Source organism: Flavobacterium sp. Arc3 (assembly GCF_041431375.1).
Lineage (GTDB): Bacteria > Bacteroidota > Bacteroidia > Flavobacteriales > Flavobacteriaceae > Flavobacterium.
This window is the reverse complement of record NZ_JASMRI010000042.1, coordinates 1-20,833: the sequence shown is the minus strand read 5'-3', so window position 1 is coordinate 20,833 and position 20,833 is coordinate 1. Positions and strand designations below refer to the sequence as shown.

Here is a 20,833-nt window from a genome sequence, read left to right as displayed (position 1 = left end):
ACTTAAATGTCCTTTCTTTTGAAAAAATTATCCTATCTTTTTTCCTGAGAGTTGCATTAATTAATTGAATCTAGTATATAATAAGTAACAGCATTCCCTGTAAATGGTTTTCCTTTGTAATACCATTTTCCTTCATTTGAATGCAAATCCAGTTTGCTTTTATCTACAGTATTATACATTGTTTTGTTGTTCTTTTGATCGTAAGAAAGTTGTGAATCACTACCTTCTTTACAACCAAAAAAACAAAAAATTAGTACTATTATTAGTAATTTATTTAACAAAATTACTTGGTGTTCCTTTGTATGGTCCTGCAAAAACAACATAACTTCCTGTAGTAGAATACAAAGTACTACTAATATGGTAATGGTATTTTGCAGTAGTTGAATATGGAGTAGTTGAAGTATGCCCATGAGAAGAATCTAAATCAGTAGGGTAAGTACCTGTAGAACTACATTTTCTACCATAAATAAAATAACCATCAGCAATAACTCCAACTAAATTACTGTCATCATAAGAAAACGCTTTTGGCTCTAAATGATAGTGATAAACTGATGGGCCAATGTGCGCACCACACCAGTCAAGACTTGCAGCTGCAGATGATAATGGCCCATTTCCTTCTGAGTCATTAAAAATGGCTGCACCACTTACAGCAATACCTACATGATTAAGCGATGTAGCCGTCGTTTTAGTAGCAATTGAAGGATTTTGCGGTACAGTTAATGATCCTGACGCATCATAACCTGTAATTAAAGTTGCTCCACCAGCAGTCATCTCTACAGTTGGCTCGCTTAAGTATAATGCATTTGTTGAACCCCAATATGTTGATTTATGGTTTGGTCTTCCGGTAGTTTCAATTACAACATTGGTACCGCTTAAATAAATATCGGTTTGAGTAGTGTCAAACACAGCGTAAGCAGGGTCAAGTGTTCCTGTTGTTGCTTCTGTTGTTGTTTCTTCCGAGTCTGTACCACTGCATGAAGAGGTCATTATAGCCACTGTCATAGCACTTATTCCTGCTAGTATTAAATTTGCTTTTTTCATTGAGTTGGTGTTTTATATTGTTTGATTTGGGTAGTTGAAATATAAACTAGTCTCTTGGTTTTTTATGCTCTGGTTTTGGTGCTTTTTTTAATTCTTCAAGACTTAAAAAACCATCTTTGTTAGTGTCGATTTTTGTAAAGTCATCTTTGATAGGACCTTTTAGTTCTGATTTAGCTAATTTTCCATCTTTATTAGCGTCCATTTCTTTTAATATTGTTTCTGCTGTAGGTGGTTTTTGTCCCTCTTTTTTATCACTTGGTTGTGCAAAAGAACTTGTTGTTCCTAAAATAAATACAGCACCGAATACTATTTTTGATATTAATTTTTTCATGATTTTTTATTTTTTTTAAGTTATTATTGAGTACAAATTTGAGAAAATTATTTTGTTGTTTTTGTTGTTTTCAGTGAATGCCTATTAGTTCTCAGTGTACTAGGTATGACCTATTGTGTAGTTGTTGTGTGGTACTGAAAAAACGGTAGTAATTATTAAAATGACTTAATGTTTTATTTTCAAATCAAAGGATCTAAGTTGTCTTTTGATACTTGATCCTTTGATTCAATAAAAAGGGATTATGCACTTTTATCTATTTTAAATAGGCATTCGCTGCAGTGGTGCGTTGTGTTGCGTGTGAACTTAATTCATTTATTGCAGTTTGAAAATCGGCGGTGCTATTTAAGAAAGTGTAGCCTTTAAGTTCGGTTGTTGCGTATGGTTTAACTAGCGCTGCGTAACTGGTGTATTTGGCTTTAATGGTTGTCTCATTAAAAGCATTATCAATAACATTTTTAACGTAAGTATCGTACTTAGCCTTATATGTTGCATCATTATAAAGGTAACCAATCAATGGCCATGAGGTTTTTGTTACGTCAGAGAAGTCTAAAGACAAAGAGCCTCCCATGTTTCCCTTTTGTAAAGATTCATTATTGTCCCAAGGGATCCATGATAGTTTACCTGTGTCGGGGTTATTATATAGGTAATAATTATGAGTCATTCTTCCATAAGTATCCCAGTTTTGAATTACTGTGTTGACAGCTAAATAGTTTAAAAAAGTATCCGTATCAAAAACAGTTTCTAAATTTGTTCTCCAAGCGGCAGCATCAGTTGTTCTATTGCTAGCATGTAATGCGGTGAATAAAGCTTTGACATCGGTATAATCAGCAGCGTCTTCATTCGTTTTCTTTTCGAAAACACTTTCTGAGAAACTTCCGTAGGCAAAGGTAGCTCCAGTACCATCTGGTTTGTATAAGTTTCCATCGTTATCTGAAAACTGTGTATCAATCACTGTATCATCAACTTCTTCTACTAAAGTATAAAGTCCAAAATAAGTTGGTCCGTCACCATGGTCAACATATACTGTATAAAAAGCGGCATGCGAACTTGCAACTCCAGATGCTCTAAAAATGTCAGTAGCTACCTTTTCTCGCAACATCGATTTGTCATTGTAGTTATTTTTTAAACTTAATTTTTTGAAACCATAAAAACGTTGATTCTCAATTTGAGGATAATCATCTTCATACTCATCAAAATCTAACTTAAAAGATAATTTTAGATTTCCGCTAGACCATGTTGATTGTAGGCTGGAATTTCCTTTAAAACGAACCCCAACTCGATACCATTCTTTTCCGTTATAAAATACCTCAGCGGGAACCATAAGCGGATCTTCATCCGATTCGGATAGGCTTGAATTAGAATTGGTTCCAAATTTCCCATAGGTTGCTGTCATGTCGTCAAGCATACTTTGCCAACGTGTTTTTGCTATTACAATATCTAGTCTTTTCACGCTATTATCGTCAAAAACTTCTGTAAAATTAGGGTCGGCTTTTTTACTATGTGTGGCTGTGGTCCAGTCTGTGGCTTCAAAATTTGAATCGTCAACAACTACTTCAGTATCATCAGAACTTGAACTGTCGTTAGAGCAGGAAGAAGTAGTATAGAGTAGTTGAATAGTAAATAAAAGTAAAATACTTATTTTTTTCATGATTGTATATTTTGAAATTAATATTGAGTACAAAGTTGAAGTTTTAAGTAAAACGTATTCTTAATTTTCAGTAAACTAGTGGATATTTTCAGTAGAAGGCCCTTGTTAGGGATATGAGTATTCGTTTTCAAGGGATTAAACAGCGAGTTTTTCCAAATTAGTTAATTTTTATTTTCTTTATTTGTACTATGAATAGAACTAACAGAACCGTTTTTCAACTCTTTTTATGGGCTACAGTATGGGTAATACTTGGTCTAAACCAACGTGAATTCTCAAGATTTTTTCACGATAATTATCTCGCTTATATTTTTCAGGCTTTTTTAATTATAGGACTTGTTTTTGTTCTAGCTCCAAAGCTGCTTTTCAAGAAAAGGTATTTGGAGTTCACTTTAGTTTCATTAGTGCTTTTGTTAATTTGTGCATTTGTTTCGGCTAGTGCTATACAAGGAGCACGTGAAATAGGGTTGCGCCCGCCACCTCCTAGTGTGGGTCGTAAAGATTTACCTTCGCCTATATTAATAAATATCTTGTTGCTAAGTGTTTCTTATATTTTGGCTATTTTTTTAGAAACTTTTTCATTTGCACAAAAAAATGAAGAAGCCTTAATTTTAAGTAAAACGGAGAATATTGAAAATGAATTGAAATTTTTGAAATCACAAATTAATCCGCACTTCTTATTTAATTCTTTAAATAATATTTATTCTCTATCGATTATTGATGCAAATAAAGCGCAAGAAAGTATTTTGTATTTATCAGATATGCTTCGTTATGTTTTATATGATTGCGAAAAACCTAAAGTAACTATTGAAAAGGAAGTGACTTATATAGAGGATTTTATTAAGTTGTTTTTGCTTAAAAGCAGTAAAAAGTATCCAGTTAAAACTGATTTTTTAATCGAAAATAAAGGACTGCAAGTAGCTCCTATGTTATTAATTCCTTTTGTAGAAAATGCCTTTAAACATAGTAATATCGAAAATATAGCGGAAGCTTTCATCAAGATTGATCTGCATTCTACAAAAGACACCATTCATTTTGTTGTTGAAAATAGTTTTAGAAAAGGACCTAAGATTCAAGATGCGGTGGGGGGAATAGGAATCGTGAATGTTCAAAAAAGATTAAAGTTATTGTATGAAAACAATCATTCATTAGAAATAAGCGAAAATAATAATACCTTTAGAGTTGAACTAAAAATAGACACTAATGCTTAAATGTATTGTCATAGATGATGAAGAACTGGCTCGAAAATTAATTGAAAGTTATATTAAAAAATTAGACTTTCTAGAACTAGCTGGAAGTTTTGAAAATCCTTTAGACGCGATTGCTATTCTAAAAAAAGAGCGTATTGATGTGGTGTTTTTAGATATTCAAATGCCTGAAATTAAAGGAACTGATTTTGCTAAGTTAATTCCGCCAGAGGCAAGTATTATTTTTACAACGGCCTATTCTGACTATGCGTTGGAAGGATTCGAACTTAGTGCAATTGATTATTTGTTAAAACCCATAGGATTTAATCGGTTTTTACAAGCAATTCAGAAAATTAAAAAAGATGCTTTAGCCACAGTTGATACTATTACTGTAAAATCGGGATATGATTTGTTCAAATTAAAATATGACGAAATTACTCATATTGAAAGTGATAGTGAATATGCTGTTTTTTATACTGCTACAAAAAAAATAATGAGTCTACAATCGTTGAAATCATTAGAGAAAACATTAGATCCATCTGTTTTTATTAGAGTACACAGGTCTTTTATTGTAAACAAAACAAAGGTTACCGGACTTAAAAGTAGGGATTTGTTTTTAGGGACATTGCAAATTCCTGTAAGTGATAGTTATTATGAAGTGGTCAAAAAAGATTTATTTGGCGCTTAATTCGTAATTGTTATGCAAACATTCACTGTTTTCTTCATGTGTCTCTTTGCGAAAGGTCATAAAAAAAGCCGTCTATTTTTATAGACGACTTTTAGTACATTAAATTTTTTTATTATAAATTAGCTACTAACCAATCTCCAACATCACTTGTTTTATATGCTGTTGCTCCTTTGGCTGCTAAGTCCTCAGTTACAATTCCTTTTTCTAATGATTTATTTACTGCAGCTCTAATTGCAGCGGCTTCTTCTTTTAAACCAAATGCATCTTCAAACATCATTGCTGCCGATAAAATAGTTGCTAATGGATTAGCTATATTTAATCCTGTAGCTTGTGGGTAAGAACCGTGAATAGGTTCGTATAAAGAAGTGTGTTCTCCTACAGATGCTGATGGCATTAGTCCCATAGATCCTGAAATTACAGAAGCTTCATCGGTTAAGATATCACCAAATAGGTTTTCAGTAATTAATACATCATAAGAGTTAGGCCATTGTACTAATCGCATAGCAACGGCATCTACGAATTCGTAGCTTACAGTAACTTCAGGATAATCTTTTTCCATTGCTTGTACCGTTTCTCTCCATAAACGAGAGGTTTCTAATACGTTTGCTTTGTCAACACAACATAATTTTTTAGTACGTGTCATCGCTAGTTCAAAACCTTTTTTAGCTAAACGTTGTACTTCAACTCTAGTATAAGTACAAGTGTCAAAAGCAGTTTCTCCGCCGTCAAGTCTTCCTTTTTCTCCAAAGTAGATTCCTCCAGTCAATTCTCTCAAGAAAACTAAATCAGTTCCTTCGATGCGTTCTCTTTTTAAAGGAGAATTATCAATCAAAGAAGGGAAAGTAAAAGTAGGGCGTACATTAGCAAAAAGACCTAATTTTTTACGCATGAGCAATAGACCTTGCTCTGGTCTTACTTTTGCCGATGGGTCATTGTCATATTTTGGATGTCCGATCGCTCCAAATAGTACGGCATCTGCAGCCATACATATTTCGTGCGTTTCGTCAGGATAAGGAACTCCAACGGCATCAATAGCACATGCACCTGTAAGTGCTGGTGTCCAAACAATTTCGTGATTGAATTTTTTTGCAATAGCGTCAGAAACTTTTACTGCTTCATTTATAACTTCTGGTCCGATTCCGTCTCCGGCTAAAAGAGCGATAGTATATTTCATGTTTTATGGTTTTTTCCTTCGCCTGGCCCCCAAGAAAAGTGGGTGACTGGGTGTTGATGGATTGTGTTTATTAATTTATTTTTTTCTAATTTTCTCTACTTTGTATCTCTTCCCTTAAAGAAATATAGAGATTTATTAGAGTTTATTTTATGCTTCTTTTTTATTTATTCTTCTCTCTCTTTTTTGAGGAAGGCTGTAAAGGGGTTTAGGTTACATTTAGCATTTTTTGTGTTGCAATGATTGCAGCTACAGTCTGATCAGAGTCTAATCCTCTAGTTTTAAATTCTTTTCCATTATTAGTCCAAGTAATAATAGTTTCGCATAATGCATCAGAACTACTTCCAGGTGGGATTCTTACTGCATAATCAATGAGTTTTGGCAATTGCAATTCTTTGCTTTTATATATTTTTGCCAATGCATTCATAAATGCATCAAACTGTCCGTCTCCTTGAGCGTGTTCTTCAATGACTTCCCCCTCTATTTTTAAACAAAGGGTGGTTGAAGGGCGTAAACCTTTGGCATGAGAGAGAACATAAGACTCTACTACTATTTTTTCCTGATAGGTTTGACTGTCCAGAACATCAGAGATAATATAAGGTAAGTCTTCTTTTGTTACGGTTTCTTTTTTATCTCCTAATTCAATAATTCTTTGGGTAACTAATTTTAAATCTTCTTGATTTAGCGTTAGACCTAACTCTTGAAGATTTTTTTCAATATTAGCCTTGCCAGAAGTTTTTCCTAAGGCGTATTGGCGTTTTCTGCCAAAACGTTCGGGAAGTAGATCGTTAAAATACAAGTTGTTTTTATTGTCTCCGTCAGCATGAATCCCCGCTGTTTGCGTGAATACATTGTCACCTACAATAGGTTTGTTAGCAGGAATTCTATATCCAGTAAAAGTTTCTACTAATTTACTAACTGAGTATAAAGAAGATTCTTTCACATCTATATGAACATTAGGCATAAAGTCATTGATTACGGCAACGGTACTTTCAAGAGGTGCGTTTCCAGCGCGTTCTCCCATTCCGTTTACGGTAACGTGTAATCCCTGAATCCCAGCTTTTAAAGCTTCCATGACATTAGCAACACTCAAATCATAGTCATTGTGCGCGTGAAAATCAAAATGTGTATTTGGGTACCTATTTATAATTTGTGAAATAAATTCAAAAGTCTCAGAAGGAATTAAAACCCCTAAAGTATCTGGTAATAAGACTCTTTTAATGGGCTGTTTTGTTAAGAAGTCCAGGTACTGAAAAACATATTCAGGTGAATTGCGCATACCGTTACTCCAGTCTTCTAGGTAAACATTAGTATCGATATCGTTCTCCTTTGCTAATGCAATAGCTAGAGCAATTTCGGAAAAATGTTGTTCAGGAGTTTTTTTTAATTGATGCGTTAAGTGGTTTAGGGAGCCTTTTGTCAATAAGTTTTGAACTTTGGCTCCCGCTTTTTTCATCCATTCGATAGAAAGACCTCCGTCTACAAAAGTTAAAACTTCGATTCGGTCATTGTATCCTTTTTCTTCGGCCCAAGCCATAATCCCTTTAACTCCTTGAAATTCTCCTTCGCTTACTCGCGCCGAAGCGATTTCGATTCGATTAACATTTAATTCTTCCAACAACAATTGTGCAATGGTTAACTTTTCTGCGGCAGAAAAGGATACTCCTGAGGTTTGTTCACCATCACGGAGCGTCGTGTCCATTATTTCAATTTTTCTTTTTTCCATTTCTAAATTTGATGCTAATACGATTTTGAGTTGAAGGATTAAGAATCGTACAATTATATTTTATAAAATAATAAAAGCAGTTACGTCAGCATAACCTTAAAAAGGGTGCTTCCGTAACTGCGTATAGTTGGTTGTTGTTAGTAAGGAAGCTTGTCGGCAAAGCCTACAATTTCTTCTTTAATGTTTTGTAAATAGTCAATGTCGTCATAACCATTTAGCATATTGTTCTTTTTGTATCCGTTGATGTCAAAAGATTCTTTTGCACCAGTAGCTAGCAATGTAATTGTTTGCGCTTCTAGGTTGACTTCTAATTCTGTTTTTGGATCAGCTTCTATGGCTTTAAAAATTGCTGCTGCAAATTCTGGACTAACTTGAACGGGTAAAACTCCAATATTCAAGCAATTCCCTTTGAAGATGTCAGCAAAGAAAGAGGAAACAACAACACGAAATCCATAATCGTAAACTGCCCAAGCTGCATGTTCTCTTGATGAACCTGAACCAAAGTTTTTTCCGCCTACTAATATTTTTCCGGAGTAAGTTGGATTGTTCAAAACGAAATCAGCCTTAGGAGTATCATCTCCGTTATATCTCCAGTCACGGAAAAGATTGTCTCCAAAGCCAACACGTTCTGTTGCTTTTAGGAAACGAGCAGGGATGATTTGATCTGTATCTACGTTTTCTATCGGTAACGGCACTGCGCTACTGGTAAGGATGTTAAATTTATCGTATGCCATTTTTTTGTTGTTTTTTATTTCAGATTTTTTATTTCGGTCTTTCCTTACGGGAGATTGAAAAAAGTAAAAGCTAAAAATATTTTGTAATTTTTTGTTGTCTTGCTGTCTGTTCGAGCGGAGTCGAGAACTTTACGCATCTCAACTCCGTTCGATATGACAAAAGTTTAAAGCTTATTAAAAAAGATCTCTCGGATCAGTCAATTTTCCGGTTACGGCAGCTGCAGCAGCCATAATTGGACTTGCTAACAATGTTCTTGAACCAGGACCTTGACGACCTTCAAAGTTTCTATTTGAGGTACTTACTGAATATTTTCCGGCAGGTACTTTATCATCATTCATTGCTAAACAAGCAGAACATCCTGGTTGACGTAATACAAAGCCAGCTTCGGTAAGAATGTCTAACAATCCTTCTTCTTTAATTTGTGCTTCTACAACATGTGAACCTGGAACTAGCCACGCGGTTACATTGTCTGCTTTTTTGCGTCCTTTTACAATTTCTGTAAAGGCTCTAAAATCTTCGATTCTACCATTGGTACAACTTCCTAAGAAAACAAAATCAATTGGTTTCCCAATCATTACTTCGTCTTCTTCAAAACCCATATAGGCTAAAGATTTTTTGTAAGTTTCTGCGCCACCTTCAACTTGGTTAGCATTTGGAATATTTTTAGAGATACCAATTCCCATTCCTGGATTAGTACCATAAGTAATCATAGGCTCGATATCTTCTGCTTTGATGTTTAATTCCTTATCAAAAACGGCATCAGCATCTGTTTTTAGGGTTTTCCAATATTCTACCGCTTTTGTCCAAGCTTCTCCTTTTGGCGCGAATAACCTTCCTTCTAAAAAGTCAAATGTTTTTTGGTCAGGAGCAATCATACCACCGCGAGCACCCATTTCGATACTCAAGTTACATACGGTCATACGACCTTCCATTGACATTTCCTCAAAAACATTTCCGGCGTATTCAGCAAAATATCCTGTACCTCCCGAAGTAGTTAATTGAGCGATAATATAAAGTGCAACATCTTTTGGTCCTACACCTTTGCTCAAAGTTCCATTTACGTTGATACGCATTTTCTTTGGTTTAGGCTGCATAATACATTGTGTGGCCATAACCATTTCAACCTCAGAAGTTCCGATTCCAAAAGCAATCGCACCAAAAGCACCGTGAGTTGAAGTATGTGAATCTCCACAAACAATAGTTGCACCGGGTAATGTGATTCCGTTTTCAGGACCTACCACGTGTACAATTCCATTTTTCGGATCACCAAGTCCCCAGTGAGAAATACCATATTCAGCAGCATTGTCTTCTAATGCTTTAAGTTGATTCGCAGAAAGTGGATCTTCAACAGGTAGGTGTTGGTTAATTGTGGGTGTATTATGATCTGCAGTAGCAAAAGTACGCTCTGGGTATAAAACTTTAATATTTCTAGATTTTAAACCTAAAAAAGCAACAGGACTTGTAACTTCATGAATGAAATGACGGTCAATAAAAAACACATCTGGTCCATCTTCAATTTTACGCACAACGTGCGAATCCCATACTTTGTCAAATAATGTAGTGCTCATTTTATTATTTTTTAATTGTAATTTTACAATGCTAGCTTTTCTAATCATCGTAATAAGTAACAAAATTAAAAAAAGTCGTTAAAGTGTCAACTGCGATATTTCAATTTATACGATACCCAAAGTTAGTTTCAATGGCTAAGTAGTTCTTTTATTTAGATTCTACATTTTGTAATTAGATGCAGAACTTTTTTTTTAGGATTTTGCATTTATAGAAATATAATATTTAACTCTAGTTTGGTTTTTAAGAATAGTGTGGTATATGAAGTTCTTTTTAGTGTTGTTTTTTGAAATAAAGCAATTCAAAACGGTTTGTTTTATTAAATTAGCAATGAAACTTCTTTTTGAGAGACTTTGTTTGAGTTCGTTTTTAGTGTTTTATAGTTGGTTTAATGCTAGTTTAAAATCATTTTCCCGTCAGTTTTTTTACTTCAATACTACGACATCCAAAGATTGATTATCTTTTGTTTTTAGCAAATCAAAAGAATTTACAGGAGAGAAAAGAATTATTCATGAATAGTATTAATTTTGAATAGGTGAGTCTTATGTTAAGTTTTAACGAACTTATAAAGATGAATTTAAACCGTGCTTTTATTATTTTTTTTGTTGATAACTTCCTTTTTCATTGGTTTAAAAAAGAGCTAAATTTGAAATTCATTTTTTGCACTTCGCACAAATTGCAATCACCTCATTTACAGATATGTATTTAATATTCGATACTGAAACTACAGGATTACCAAAGCGTTGGGATGCACCCATCACTGATACTAATAACTGGCCACGTTGTATACAAATTGCATGGCAGCTACATGATGATATGGGGAAACTCATCGAACATCAAGATTATTTAGTAAAACCGGATGGATTTAATATTCCGTATGATGCGGAAAGAATTCACGGTATTTCTACTGAATTAGCAGCAGAAAACGGAATCTCCTTAGCGGAAGTTTTGGAGAAATTCAATGTGGCATTGGGTAAAGCTAAATTTATTGTAGGTCAGAATCTAGGTTTTGACGTTAATATAATGGGTTGTGAGTTTCATCGTTTGGGAGTGGAAAGCCAGATGAGTACTATGCCAGTTCTAGATACCTGTACAGAAGTGACTGCTTCTTTATTAAAACTACCCGGTGGTCGTGGAGGAAGATTTAAATTACCAACGTTAACCGAATTACACAGTTTTCTTTTTAATAAGGCATTTGGAGAAGCGCACAACGCCACTGCCGATGTCGAGGCAACTACACGTTGTTTCTTAGAATTAATTAGAAGAGAAGATTTTACCAAAGAGCAACTGGACGTGCCAGCTGGTTATTTCCATGAATTCCAGAGTAAGAATCCAAGAGAGATTCAGCTTATTGGTTTAAAGCACATCAATTTAAAACAAGCTTCTGATGCAATCCGTCAGCAATTTGGCGAAAAGCAAACAGCAACGGTTTCAAAACAGGAACTATCACAGAATAAGAAAGTACTGGTTGATACAGATTATGTCCATTTACATAATCACACTCAATTCTCCGTTTTACAATCGACAATAAGTATACCGCAGCTTGTAAAAGCGGCTTCAAAGGAGAAAATGCCTGCAGTTGCCATGACGGATCATGCTAACTTAATGGGGGCTTTTCACTTTGTTCGTGATGTTTTAAACCATAATAAAGCGGCTGAAGCCAAAAATGCAGCATTAATCGAAAACGGTGAGGAACCAACGGAGGTTCCCATGAAACCTATTGTAGGCTGTGAGTTTTTTGTTTGTGAAGACCATAAAGACAAATCCCGCAAAGACAACGGATACCAAATAGTCCTTTTGGCGAAGACCAAAAAAGGATATCATAATTTGGCTAAAATGTCGTCGATTGCCTATACTCAAGGTTTTTATTATGTACCTAGAATTGACAAGAAAGTTATTCAGCAATACAAAGAGGACATCATTGTATTATCAGGAAACCTTAATGGAGAAATTCCAAATAAGGTTTTAAATCTTGGTGAAAACCAAGCCGAAGAAGCTTTGCTATGGTGGAAAGATGAGTTCAAGGAAGACTTCTATATTGAGGTGATGCGTCACAATCAAGAGGATGAAAATAGAGTGAATACTACTTTGATTTCTTTGGCTAGAAAGCACGAAGTAAAAATAGTGGCTACTAATAATACGTTTTATATAGATAAAGAAAATGCCAATGCACACGATATTTTATTGTGTGTTCGTGATGGTGAAAAGCAAACTACACCAATAGGTCGTGGTCGCGGATATCGTTTTGGATTGCCCAATCAGGAATACTATTTCAAGACTGGTGACGAGATGAAGCAGCTATTTACGGATTTACCTGAAGCTATCTTCAACTTGTCTGAAATTGTGGATAAAATTGAAATTTACAATTTAGCAAGGGAGGTATTGTTACCTAAATTTGAAATTCCTGAGGAGTTTTACGTTGCAGAAGATGCTGTGGATGGTGGAGTGAGAGGAGAAAATGCGTATTTGCGACATCTTACTTACGAAGGGGCAAATAGAAGATATCCTGAAATTACAGAAGTAATTAGGGAACGTTTAGATTTTGAATTATTAACTATTTCTAACTCTGGTTATCCGGGATATTTCCTGATTGTACAGGATCTTATCGCCGAAGCCCGAAGTATGGGCGTTTCAGTAGGTCCAGGGCGTGGATCTGCGGCAGGATCAGTAGTAGCTTATTGTTTGAAAATTACAAACATTGACCCGTTGATGTATAATCTGCTTTTTGAGCGTTTCCTGAATCCCGATCGTGTGTCACTACCCGATATTGACATCGATTTTGATGACGAAGGACGAAGCAGTGTCATGGATTATGTGATAAGGAAATATGGTTCAAAGCAAGTAGCTCAAATTATCACTTATGGTAAAATGGCTACTAAATCGGCAATTAGAGATACTGCTCGTGTATTGGATTTACCTTTATTTGAAGCTGATAAAATTGCCAAATTAATTCCGGGGATGATGCCTGGGAAATGGAATCTAGCCCGATTTTTAAATGAAGACGAAGCCTTAATAAGAAAAGCGGTTCGTCCAGAAGAGTTTGACAAAATAAAAGAATTAATCGCTCTGGCTGGTGAGGATGATTTAGGAGGTGAGACGATTCAGCAAGCTAAAGTGCTGGAGGGGAATTTAAGAAATACGGGAATACATGCCTGTGGGGTGATTATTACGCCAAGTGATATTACTGATTTTGTTCCTGTGGCTACCGCCAAAGATTCTGATTTGTATGTGACACAGTTTGATAACTCAGTCGTGGAAACTGCGGGATTATTAAAAATGGACTTCTTGGGTTTGAAAACCCTAACACTTATAAAAGACACGGTTAAATTAGTAAAATATAGAAATGGAATTGATCTCGATCCAGATACCTTTCCTATTGATGATTTAAAAACATACGAGCTTTTCCAACGCGGGGAAACAGTGGGGATTTTTCAATATGAATCTGCCGGGATGCAGAAATACATGAAGGAATTGAAGCCAACGGTTTTTCCAGATTTGATTGCCATGAATGCGTTATACCGTCCGGGACCGATTGCCTACATTCCGAGTTTTGTAAAAAGGAAAAATGGGGAAGAGGAGATTATTTATGACCTTGATGCCTGTGAAGAATTATTAAAAGATACTTACGGAATTACTGTTTACCAAGAACAGGTAATGCTTTTGTCTCAAAAACTGGCTGATTTCTCAAAAGGTGATGCCGATGTTTTGCGTAAAGCGATGGGGAAAAAACAAAAGGATGTACTTGATAAGATGAAACCTAAGTTCATTAGTCAGGCTGCGGCCAAAGGGCATCCAGAAGATAAGCTAGAAAAAATTTGGAAAGACTGGGAAGCCTTTGCAGAATATGCCTTTAATAAATCGCACTCTACCTGCTATGCGTGGATTGCTTATCAAACGGCCTATCTAAAAGCCAACTATCCGGCCGAATATATGGCTGCGGTTTTGTCTAATAATATGAGTGACATTAAACAAGTTTCTTTCTTTATGGAGGAATGCAAGCGAATGGGGCTTGAGGTATTAGGGCCAGATGTAAATGAGTCCTTCTATAAATTTACTGTAAACGATAATTATGCGGTACGTTTTGGGATGGGAGCTATAAAAGGGGTAGGAGCGGGAGCAGTGGCAACTATTGTCGAAAACAGAAAAGACGGGAAGTACAAGTCGGTTTTTGACTTGACTAAACGTATTGATTTGCGTGCTGCTAATAAAAAAGCATTAGAGAACCTTATACTTGCTGGAGGTTTTGACTCTTTTGATGGGACTTTGCGTTCTCAGTATTTTCATGATGACGGTGACGGAATTACCTTTTATGAAAAGGCGATAAAGTATGGTGCTAAATTTCAAGAAAACGAGAACTCATCGCAGGTCAGTTTGTTTGGAGAAAGTAGTGATGTACAAATTGAAGAGCCAATCATTCCTCCTTGTGAGGACTGGAGTACAATGGAGAAATTAGCCAAAGAGAAAGAGGTCGTAGGAATCTATATATCAGGGCATCCATTAGATGATTACAAATTTGAGATGAAGTATTTTTGTAACGCTAAGCTGGAAGCGCTGCGGAGTTTAGAGCTTCATGTGGGGAAAAACTTAACCTTTGGCGGAATCATAAATAATGTACAGCATCGTGTTGCTAAAAACGGAAAAGGCTGGGGGATATTCACTTTAGAAGGTTATGACGAAAGTTATGAGTTTAAGATTTTTGGAGAAGAATACCTCAAGTTCCGCCATTTCTTTATTCAAAATAATTTCACCTATATGAAAGTATTGGTTAAAGAGGGATGGGTTAATCAAGACACTGGTAAAAAAAGCGAACCAAGGATACAGTTCATGTTAGTACAGTATTTACAGGATGTACTAGATGATTTTGCAAAAAAACTAATTGTACTGCTTAATATTAGTGACTTAGATCCCGAATTTATACATAAGTTAGGTCATCTTTTTTTCGAAAATAAAGGAGATAATCTGGTGACTTTTGAAATTATGGAATTAGAAAAAGTCAAGAAAATAGTGGAGGCAGCGCCAATTACTATTGAAAATGGAACCGACGATTTTATTGACGAAAATGACACCCTAGAAGTCTCTGAATCTATAGAAACCGAAACTGCCGCTGCTGTTGAAATCGAGGAGATTAAAGTGGTTACTAAATTAACGATGGCTAGTAGAAAATTGAAGATAAAAATTTCAAATGAATTGCTGTTTGAGTTAGAGAAAATGCAGATCAATTTTAAGTTGAATTAAAGTTTTTAGCGTTAAAGTTTTGCTTAAAATATAATAATTGAGTTAAAAAATATAGTATGCACGCATAGTTTTAGAAAAACAGGCCTTTTTAGTAGGTATACTTACGAAAACGATTTTTCCGTAGGTAAAAGATTGTTTAAATTTCTATATGTTTGTACAACTAAATCAAAAATTTAAAACTATGAAAAAGAACCTACTAGTATTAGGGATGATGGTTTGCTCAATGACAATGTTGGGGCAAACTAAAGATGATGCAAGTAATACAGCTGATAAAGGCTGGTATGTAAAGCTTGGAGGATCATATTTTGTACAAGCAACAGCAACTGAGTTTCCAAGTGTTAATGGTAGAGAGCCTTTAAGACAAGTTTATGTTGGCGGAAGTTTGGTATCTAAAGAAAGTGTAACAGGTTCTTTTGGTGAAGGATTTAGAACTGGTTTGACAGGAGGGTATAGATTTAATACAAGAGTAGGTTTTGAGATGGGTGTAAATTATTACACTAGTAACGAAAAAACTATGGTTGAAACTATTAGCGATGGTGTTAAAGCTTTGGATATAAAAGGGCAGGTTAAAGCGTTTGATATAGCGCCTGCATTAGTCTTGTTTTTAGGAGAACACAAAGGTTTTGAACCTTATACTAAAGTTGGTGTAATTGTTCCTATTCATGGACAATTAGATATAAAGACAAATGCAGTAACAGCTGCTGGTCCAGTATATCGTAAAGATGTGATTAAGCCAGAACCTACTGTTGGTTTCTTAGCCTCGTTAGGTACAACATATAAATTAGGTAAAAATATTTCAGCATTTGCAGAAATCGAATATCGTAATTTTACTGTACATGGTAAAAATAAAGAAGTAACAGATTATACTGTTAATGGAGCTAATGGTTTTGATTTACCTGTTGGACATCCATTACATATTTCAAATTCGGAAATCAATATAAATTATGGTAGTAGTTTGAATAATACTTCTAATAGTAAAACAACAAATGCTGCTGGTTATGATGAAAATAAAGCAGGAGATGATTTAAGTTCTTATATTAGTATTAGTGGAGTTGGATTAACTGTAGGTTTAAAATACAGTTTGTAATTCTAACGACAATAAATTATATAAAGACCTTCTAAAAAGAGGGTCTTTTTTTTGGATGAAAGTTTTAGAGTAATACAAATGCTTTAGCCCTGATCGCAGCGGCATCCTTTTTATTCTGAACTTGTTTCAGGATACTGAAACAAGTTCAGAATAAAAAGATATAGCGAAGAGCAGGACTAGCTTCTAATTGAAAGCAAATCAATCTTTAAAATAGTTTTTATAATTATTGACAATACTTTCATAGCCAAAACTAATTTGAGGATAGTGTTTCATTTGGTTTAAATGCCTAAATTTGTATTCCGGTTTTGAATGAGATCAGAACCTTAAATTTTAAATAGAGAAATTATGGCATTAGCAATAACAGATGCTACTTTTGAAGAAGTAGTTTTAAAATCAGATAAACCAGTAATGGTAGATTTTTGGGCAGCATGGTGTGGGCCTTGTAGAATGGTTGGGCCAATCATTGACGAATTAAGTACTGAATACGACGGAAAAGTAGTTATCGGGAAAGTAGATGTTGATGCAAACCAAGAATTTGCTGCAAAATACGGTGTGAGAAACATTCCAACGGTTTTGGTTTTTCATAACGGAGAAGTTGTAGGGAAGCAAGTAGGAGTAGCTCCTAAGCAAACTTACGCAGATAGTTTAGACGCGTTGTTGTAATCGGTAGATTATAATTTTTATACCATCTGAAGTAATTCAGGTAAAAAAGTTTGACTTAGGTCAAACTTTTTTTATTTTTAGCCTATATATAAATCTAAGGTATAATGAAATTAAATTTTTGGTTACTGTGTTTGGTTTCTTTGCTGTTTTCTTGTCAATCAGCTAAAAAGGCTACTTTGGTAGAAAACGGTATATCTAAAGAATTGGCGGTATTCCGTAAAAGTCAGGTCTCTGATATTTCTTATGCTCTTTCATTTGATTTACCAAAAGAAAAAGAAAAGCCTATTTCATCTTCCCTTATTTTAAATCTCAGCATTAAAAGCGTGCAATCGCCATTGTATTTGGATTTTAATGAGAAAAAAGAAAATCTAACAAAGATTATTGTAAACGGTAAAAGTGTGCCTGTGTTACAAGAGAAGGAACATATAATTATACCAAAAGAACAGCTGGTTAAAGGGATCAATACGATTGAAATAATGTTTATTGCCGGAAATCTATCATTAAATAGGAACGATGATTTTTTATATACCTTATTAGTTCCTGATAGAGCCAGTACTTTATTTCCGTGTTTTGATCAACCCGATATTAAAGCAAGTTATAGTCTAACTATTACCGCATCTAAGGAGTGGTTAGTTTTGGCAGGTGCTCCGGTTGAGAAGAAAATAGAACAAGGAGATTTTATTAAGTACGAATTTGAAAAATCAGACAAAATGAGTACTTATTTGTTTTCATTTGTCGCTGGTAATTTTAAAAGTACAGCTCAGACGCTTGATGATTTTCCTATGACGATGCTTTATAGGGAAAATAACGCTGAAAAAATAAAGGAAAGTACAGATACTATTTTTGATTTACACCGTCAGGCAGTTTCTTATCTGGAAAACTATACTCAATATTTATTTCCTTTCAAGAAAATGGACTTTGCTGCTATTCCTGTTTTTCAATATGGAGGAATGGAGCATGTAGGCGCTATACAATATAGAGAAGGGACATTGTTTTTAGACCAAAATGCTACAGAAAGCGAAAAATTAAATAGAGGAAAGCTAATTGCTCACGAAACTTCTCACATGTGGTTTGGGGATTTAGTAACGATGAAATGGTTTGATGATGTTTGGATGAAAGAAGTATTTGCTAATTTCATGGCCGATAAAATAATGAATCCTGCATTTCCTAATACAAACCATAATTTACAATTCCTGACGGCACATTATCCTGCAGCTTATGATGAGGACCGTACTAAAGGAACCCATGCTATTCGTCAAGAATTAGCAAACCTCAAAGATGCTGGTTCTCTTTATGGTGGTATAATCTATCATAAAGCTCCTATTATGATGCGTCAGTTAGAGGCTACAATGGGTTTAGAGGCATTTAAGAAAGGAATTCAGAAATATATTAGTAAGTATGCTTATGATAATGCTGATTGGAATGACCTTGTTGCGATTCTTGATGCCGAAACTACTGTGAATTTAAAAAAGTGGAGCAAGGTTTGGGTTAACAAGTCAGGCAGAGCTATTTTTACAGATGAAGTTAGTTATGATAGTGATTCAAGGATTAAAAATTTTGTAATCAAACAGCATGCTGAGGACGGCTCTTCAAATATATGGCCGCAAATATTTGAAATTGGATTGGTTTATCCTAAAACGACCAAGATAATTAAAGTAGCCGTAAATGGACGCGTAACAAATATAAAGGAAGCAGTAGGTCTTGAGAAACCATTGGCGATTGTATATAATTATAATGGATATGGTTATGGCGTGTTTCCAATAAATAGTAGGGATTTAAATCGTATTCCGGAAATTAATGATGAGGTCGCGCGTGCTTATAGTTATATCAACCTTTATGAAAATACGTTATCGGGTACTATTTCTCCAAAATTAGCTTTTGATAACTGTTTGAGGGGACTCAAAGTTGAAAATAATGAGCTTATTGTAAAGTTACTGGCAAATCAACTGAGCTCTTTACATTGGTATTTTCTGACTGAGAATCAAAAGACAGCCAGTCAAAGTGCTTTAGAGGAAACAGTCTATAATAGATTGCAAGAGGATTTACCTTCTAATATTAAAAAAACTTTATTTGGCTTGTTTGAGGACTTCGCTTACACAAACACTGCTAAAGAAAAATTATACCAGGTATGGAATAAAGAGTTGGTAATCGCTGGCTTAAAATTAAACGAGGATGATTTTAGTAATGTAGCGATGAAATTAGCGATATTTAAACATGAAAAATCGGATAAAATTCTTGTGGAAGCAAGACAAAGGATTAGTAATCCAGATAAGCTTAAGCGATTTGATTTTTTACAACCTTCGTTATCTAATGATGAAGTTGTAAAAGACGCTTTTATGGAATCATTAAAAGACGAGAAGAATAGGGAAAAAGAATCTTGGGTACAAACAGCATTAGCTAATATTCATCATCCTTTGCTTCAAAAGAATGCTATCAAGTATTTAAAAAGCAATTTAGATTTAGTTGAAGAAATTCAGCTCACTGGAGATATTTTTTTTCCAAAGGCATGGCTGGTTAATAGTATTGGTAAATACTCTTCTGAAGAGGCTTTGAATATAATGAACGATTTCTTAAAGCAAAATCCAAAATTCAGTCCAATTTTAAAAAGGAAATTGCTGCAAGCCACAGATGATTTATCTCGTGCGCAACTAATAAAAAAAGAGTAGTATGAAGATTGAGTCGCATATAGAAAAAGTTTCAAGTTTTCAGCATCTTGAACTATTGGCTAATCAGGTGGTAGAAGGATTTATCTCAGGGATGCACAAGAGTCCGTTTCATGGGTTTTCGGCTGAATTTGCTGAGCATAAAGTGTATAATGTTGGTGAGAGTACTAAGCACATCGATTGGAAGCTATTTGCTAGGACAGATCGCTTGTATACAAAGCGTTTTGAGGAGGAAACTAATTTACGGTGTCATATTATTATTGATAATTCTTCGTCAATGCATTATCCTGAATTAAAACCGAAGCAAAATTTTTACGAGAATAAAATTGGTTTTTCTGTTTTGGCTTCGGCTGTTTTAATGAATCTGTTAAAGAAACAACGGGATGCTATAGGGTTAAGTGTGTTTTCAGATACCTATGAGTATTATTCGCCAGAGAAAGGAAGCGACCGCCATCATCGAATGGTGTTGAATGCACTTGAGAACACTTTAGTTAAACCCAAGGTTAAAAAAAATACAGATACAATTACTTTTTTACATCAGATTGCCGAAAAAATGCATAGGCGTTCCATGATTATATTATTTACAGACATGTTTCAATCTGACTCGGGAGAGGAGAAACTGTTTAGCGCATTGCAACATTTAAAACATAACAAGCATAAGGTGGTCTTATTTCATGTTGTAGACGCTAAAACAGAATTGACTTTTAACTTTGATAATACTCCCAGGAAGTTCATTGATGTAGAGACTGGTGAATCCATTTCGGTTTTTGCTGATAATGTGAAGCAAGAATATGAAAAACAAGCAGCTTTGTATTTTAAAAAACTGGCTTTAAGCTGTGCTCAAAATAAGATTAAGTACGTTCCGGTGAATGTTAGTGATAATTTTGAAAAAGTTTTGCTGACATACTTAGCTGAAAAACAAAGTTTTGGCTAGGGGGTTTAAAAAAATATTTATTTTTTAATTACAAATGCTTGCGTAAGTCGAAAGGTATTGTATCTTTGCAACCGCAATAACGCAGAGGTTTGGTAGTTCAGTTGGTTAGAATACCTGCCTGTCACGCAGGGGGTCGCGGGTTCGAGTCCCGTCCAGACCGC

The 20,833-nt window shown here is 34.9% G+C and carries 15 protein-coding genes and 1 tRNA gene; 8 read left to right on the top strand and 8 right to left on the bottom strand.

Going from position 1 to position 20,833, the window contains the following annotated elements:
- Positions 1 to 56 precede the first annotated feature (56 nt).
- The 4 genes from QO200_RS18870 to QO200_RS18855 form a co-directional block, all read right to left on the bottom strand.
- Positions 57 to 179 (bottom strand): hypothetical protein, encoded by a 123-nt coding sequence (locus QO200_RS18870; protein WP_371543438.1) that lies wholly within the window; start codon positions 177 to 179, stop codon positions 57 to 59.
- A 91-nt stretch (positions 180 to 270) separates the two neighbouring features.
- Positions 271 to 1,041, bottom strand: a complete 771-nt coding sequence (locus QO200_RS18865) for a YHYH protein (protein ID WP_371543435.1) — start codon at positions 1,039 to 1,041, stop codon at positions 271 to 273.
- A gap of 46 nt (positions 1,042 to 1,087) precedes the next feature.
- Positions 1,088 to 1,372: an EF-hand domain-containing protein gene (locus QO200_RS18860; RefSeq protein WP_371543432.1), complete on the bottom strand. Its 285-nt coding sequence runs from the start codon at positions 1,370 to 1,372 to the stop codon at positions 1,088 to 1,090.
- Between the two features lie 253 nt (positions 1,373 to 1,625).
- Complete coding sequence (locus tag QO200_RS18855; RefSeq protein ID WP_371543430.1) at positions 1,626 to 3,020, bottom strand: CotH kinase family protein; 1,395 nt, start codon at positions 3,018 to 3,020, stop codon at positions 1,626 to 1,628.
- A gap of 188 nt (positions 3,021 to 3,208) precedes the next feature.
- Between QO200_RS18855 and QO200_RS18850 the strand changes: the two genes are divergently transcribed.
- A complete protein-coding gene (locus QO200_RS18850) occupies positions 3,209 to 4,228 on the top strand; it encodes a sensor histidine kinase (protein WP_371543427.1) in 1,020 nt (339 codons plus the stop codon).
- Positions 4,221 to 4,892, top strand: a complete 672-nt coding sequence (locus QO200_RS18845) for a LytR/AlgR family response regulator transcription factor (RefSeq protein ID WP_371543424.1) — start codon at positions 4,221 to 4,223, stop codon at positions 4,890 to 4,892. The genes QO200_RS18850 and QO200_RS18845 overlap by 8 nt, the downstream gene beginning before the upstream one ends.
- Positions 4,893 to 5,004: 112 nt before the next feature.
- Here the strand turns inward: QO200_RS18845 and leuB are convergent, their stop codons facing one another.
- From leuB to leuC, 4 genes are all read right to left on the bottom strand, one after another.
- Positions 5,005 to 6,066: a 3-isopropylmalate dehydrogenase gene (gene leuB / locus QO200_RS18840; protein WP_371543421.1), complete on the bottom strand. Its 1,062-nt coding sequence runs from the start codon at positions 6,064 to 6,066 to the stop codon at positions 5,005 to 5,007.
- A 205-nt stretch (positions 6,067 to 6,271) separates the two neighbouring features.
- On the bottom strand, positions 6,272 to 7,789 hold the full coding sequence (locus QO200_RS18835; protein WP_371543418.1) for an alpha-isopropylmalate synthase regulatory domain-containing protein: 1,518 nt from the start codon (positions 7,787 to 7,789) through the stop codon (positions 6,272 to 6,274).
- A 137-nt stretch (positions 7,790 to 7,926) separates the two neighbouring features.
- The gene (leuD, locus tag QO200_RS18830; RefSeq protein WP_371543415.1) at positions 7,927 to 8,523 is read right to left on the bottom strand and encodes a 3-isopropylmalate dehydratase small subunit; all 597 of its coding nucleotides are present in this window, start codon (positions 8,521 to 8,523) and stop codon (positions 7,927 to 7,929) included.
- 174 nt (positions 8,524 to 8,697) lie between these two features.
- Positions 8,698 to 10,092 (bottom strand): 3-isopropylmalate dehydratase large subunit, encoded by a 1,395-nt coding sequence (leuC, locus tag QO200_RS18825; RefSeq protein WP_371543412.1) that lies wholly within the window; start codon positions 10,090 to 10,092, stop codon positions 8,698 to 8,700.
- A 697-nt stretch (positions 10,093 to 10,789) separates the two neighbouring features.
- Between leuC and dnaE the strand changes: the two genes are divergently transcribed.
- The 6 genes from dnaE (at position 10,790) to QO200_RS18795 (ending at position 20,832) form a co-directional block, all read left to right on the top strand.
- Positions 10,790 to 15,325, top strand: coding sequence for a DNA polymerase III subunit alpha (gene dnaE, locus QO200_RS18820; RefSeq protein ID WP_371543440.1), 4,536 nt, complete (start codon positions 10,790 to 10,792; stop codon positions 15,323 to 15,325).
- Between the two features lie 181 nt (positions 15,326 to 15,506).
- The gene (locus QO200_RS18815; RefSeq protein WP_371543410.1) at positions 15,507 to 16,412 is read left to right on the top strand and encodes an outer membrane beta-barrel protein; all 906 of its coding nucleotides are present in this window, start codon (positions 15,507 to 15,509) and stop codon (positions 16,410 to 16,412) included.
- Positions 16,413 to 16,757: 345 nt separating this feature from the next.
- Positions 16,758 to 17,075, top strand: coding sequence for a thioredoxin (gene trxA, locus QO200_RS18810; RefSeq protein WP_073244015.1), 318 nt, complete (start codon positions 16,758 to 16,760; stop codon positions 17,073 to 17,075).
- A 104-nt stretch (positions 17,076 to 17,179) separates the two neighbouring features.
- Positions 17,180 to 19,741, top strand: coding sequence for a M1 family aminopeptidase (locus QO200_RS18805; protein WP_371543408.1), 2,562 nt, complete (start codon positions 17,180 to 17,182; stop codon positions 19,739 to 19,741).
- A gap of 1 nt (position 19,742) precedes the next feature.
- Positions 19,743 to 20,672, top strand: coding sequence for a DUF58 domain-containing protein (locus tag QO200_RS18800; protein ID WP_371543405.1), 930 nt, complete (start codon positions 19,743 to 19,745; stop codon positions 20,670 to 20,672).
- 86 nt (positions 20,673 to 20,758) lie between these two features.
- A tRNA-Asp gene (locus tag QO200_RS18795) sits at positions 20,759 to 20,832 on the top strand.
- The last annotated feature ends 1 nt before the right edge of the window (position 20,833 follow it).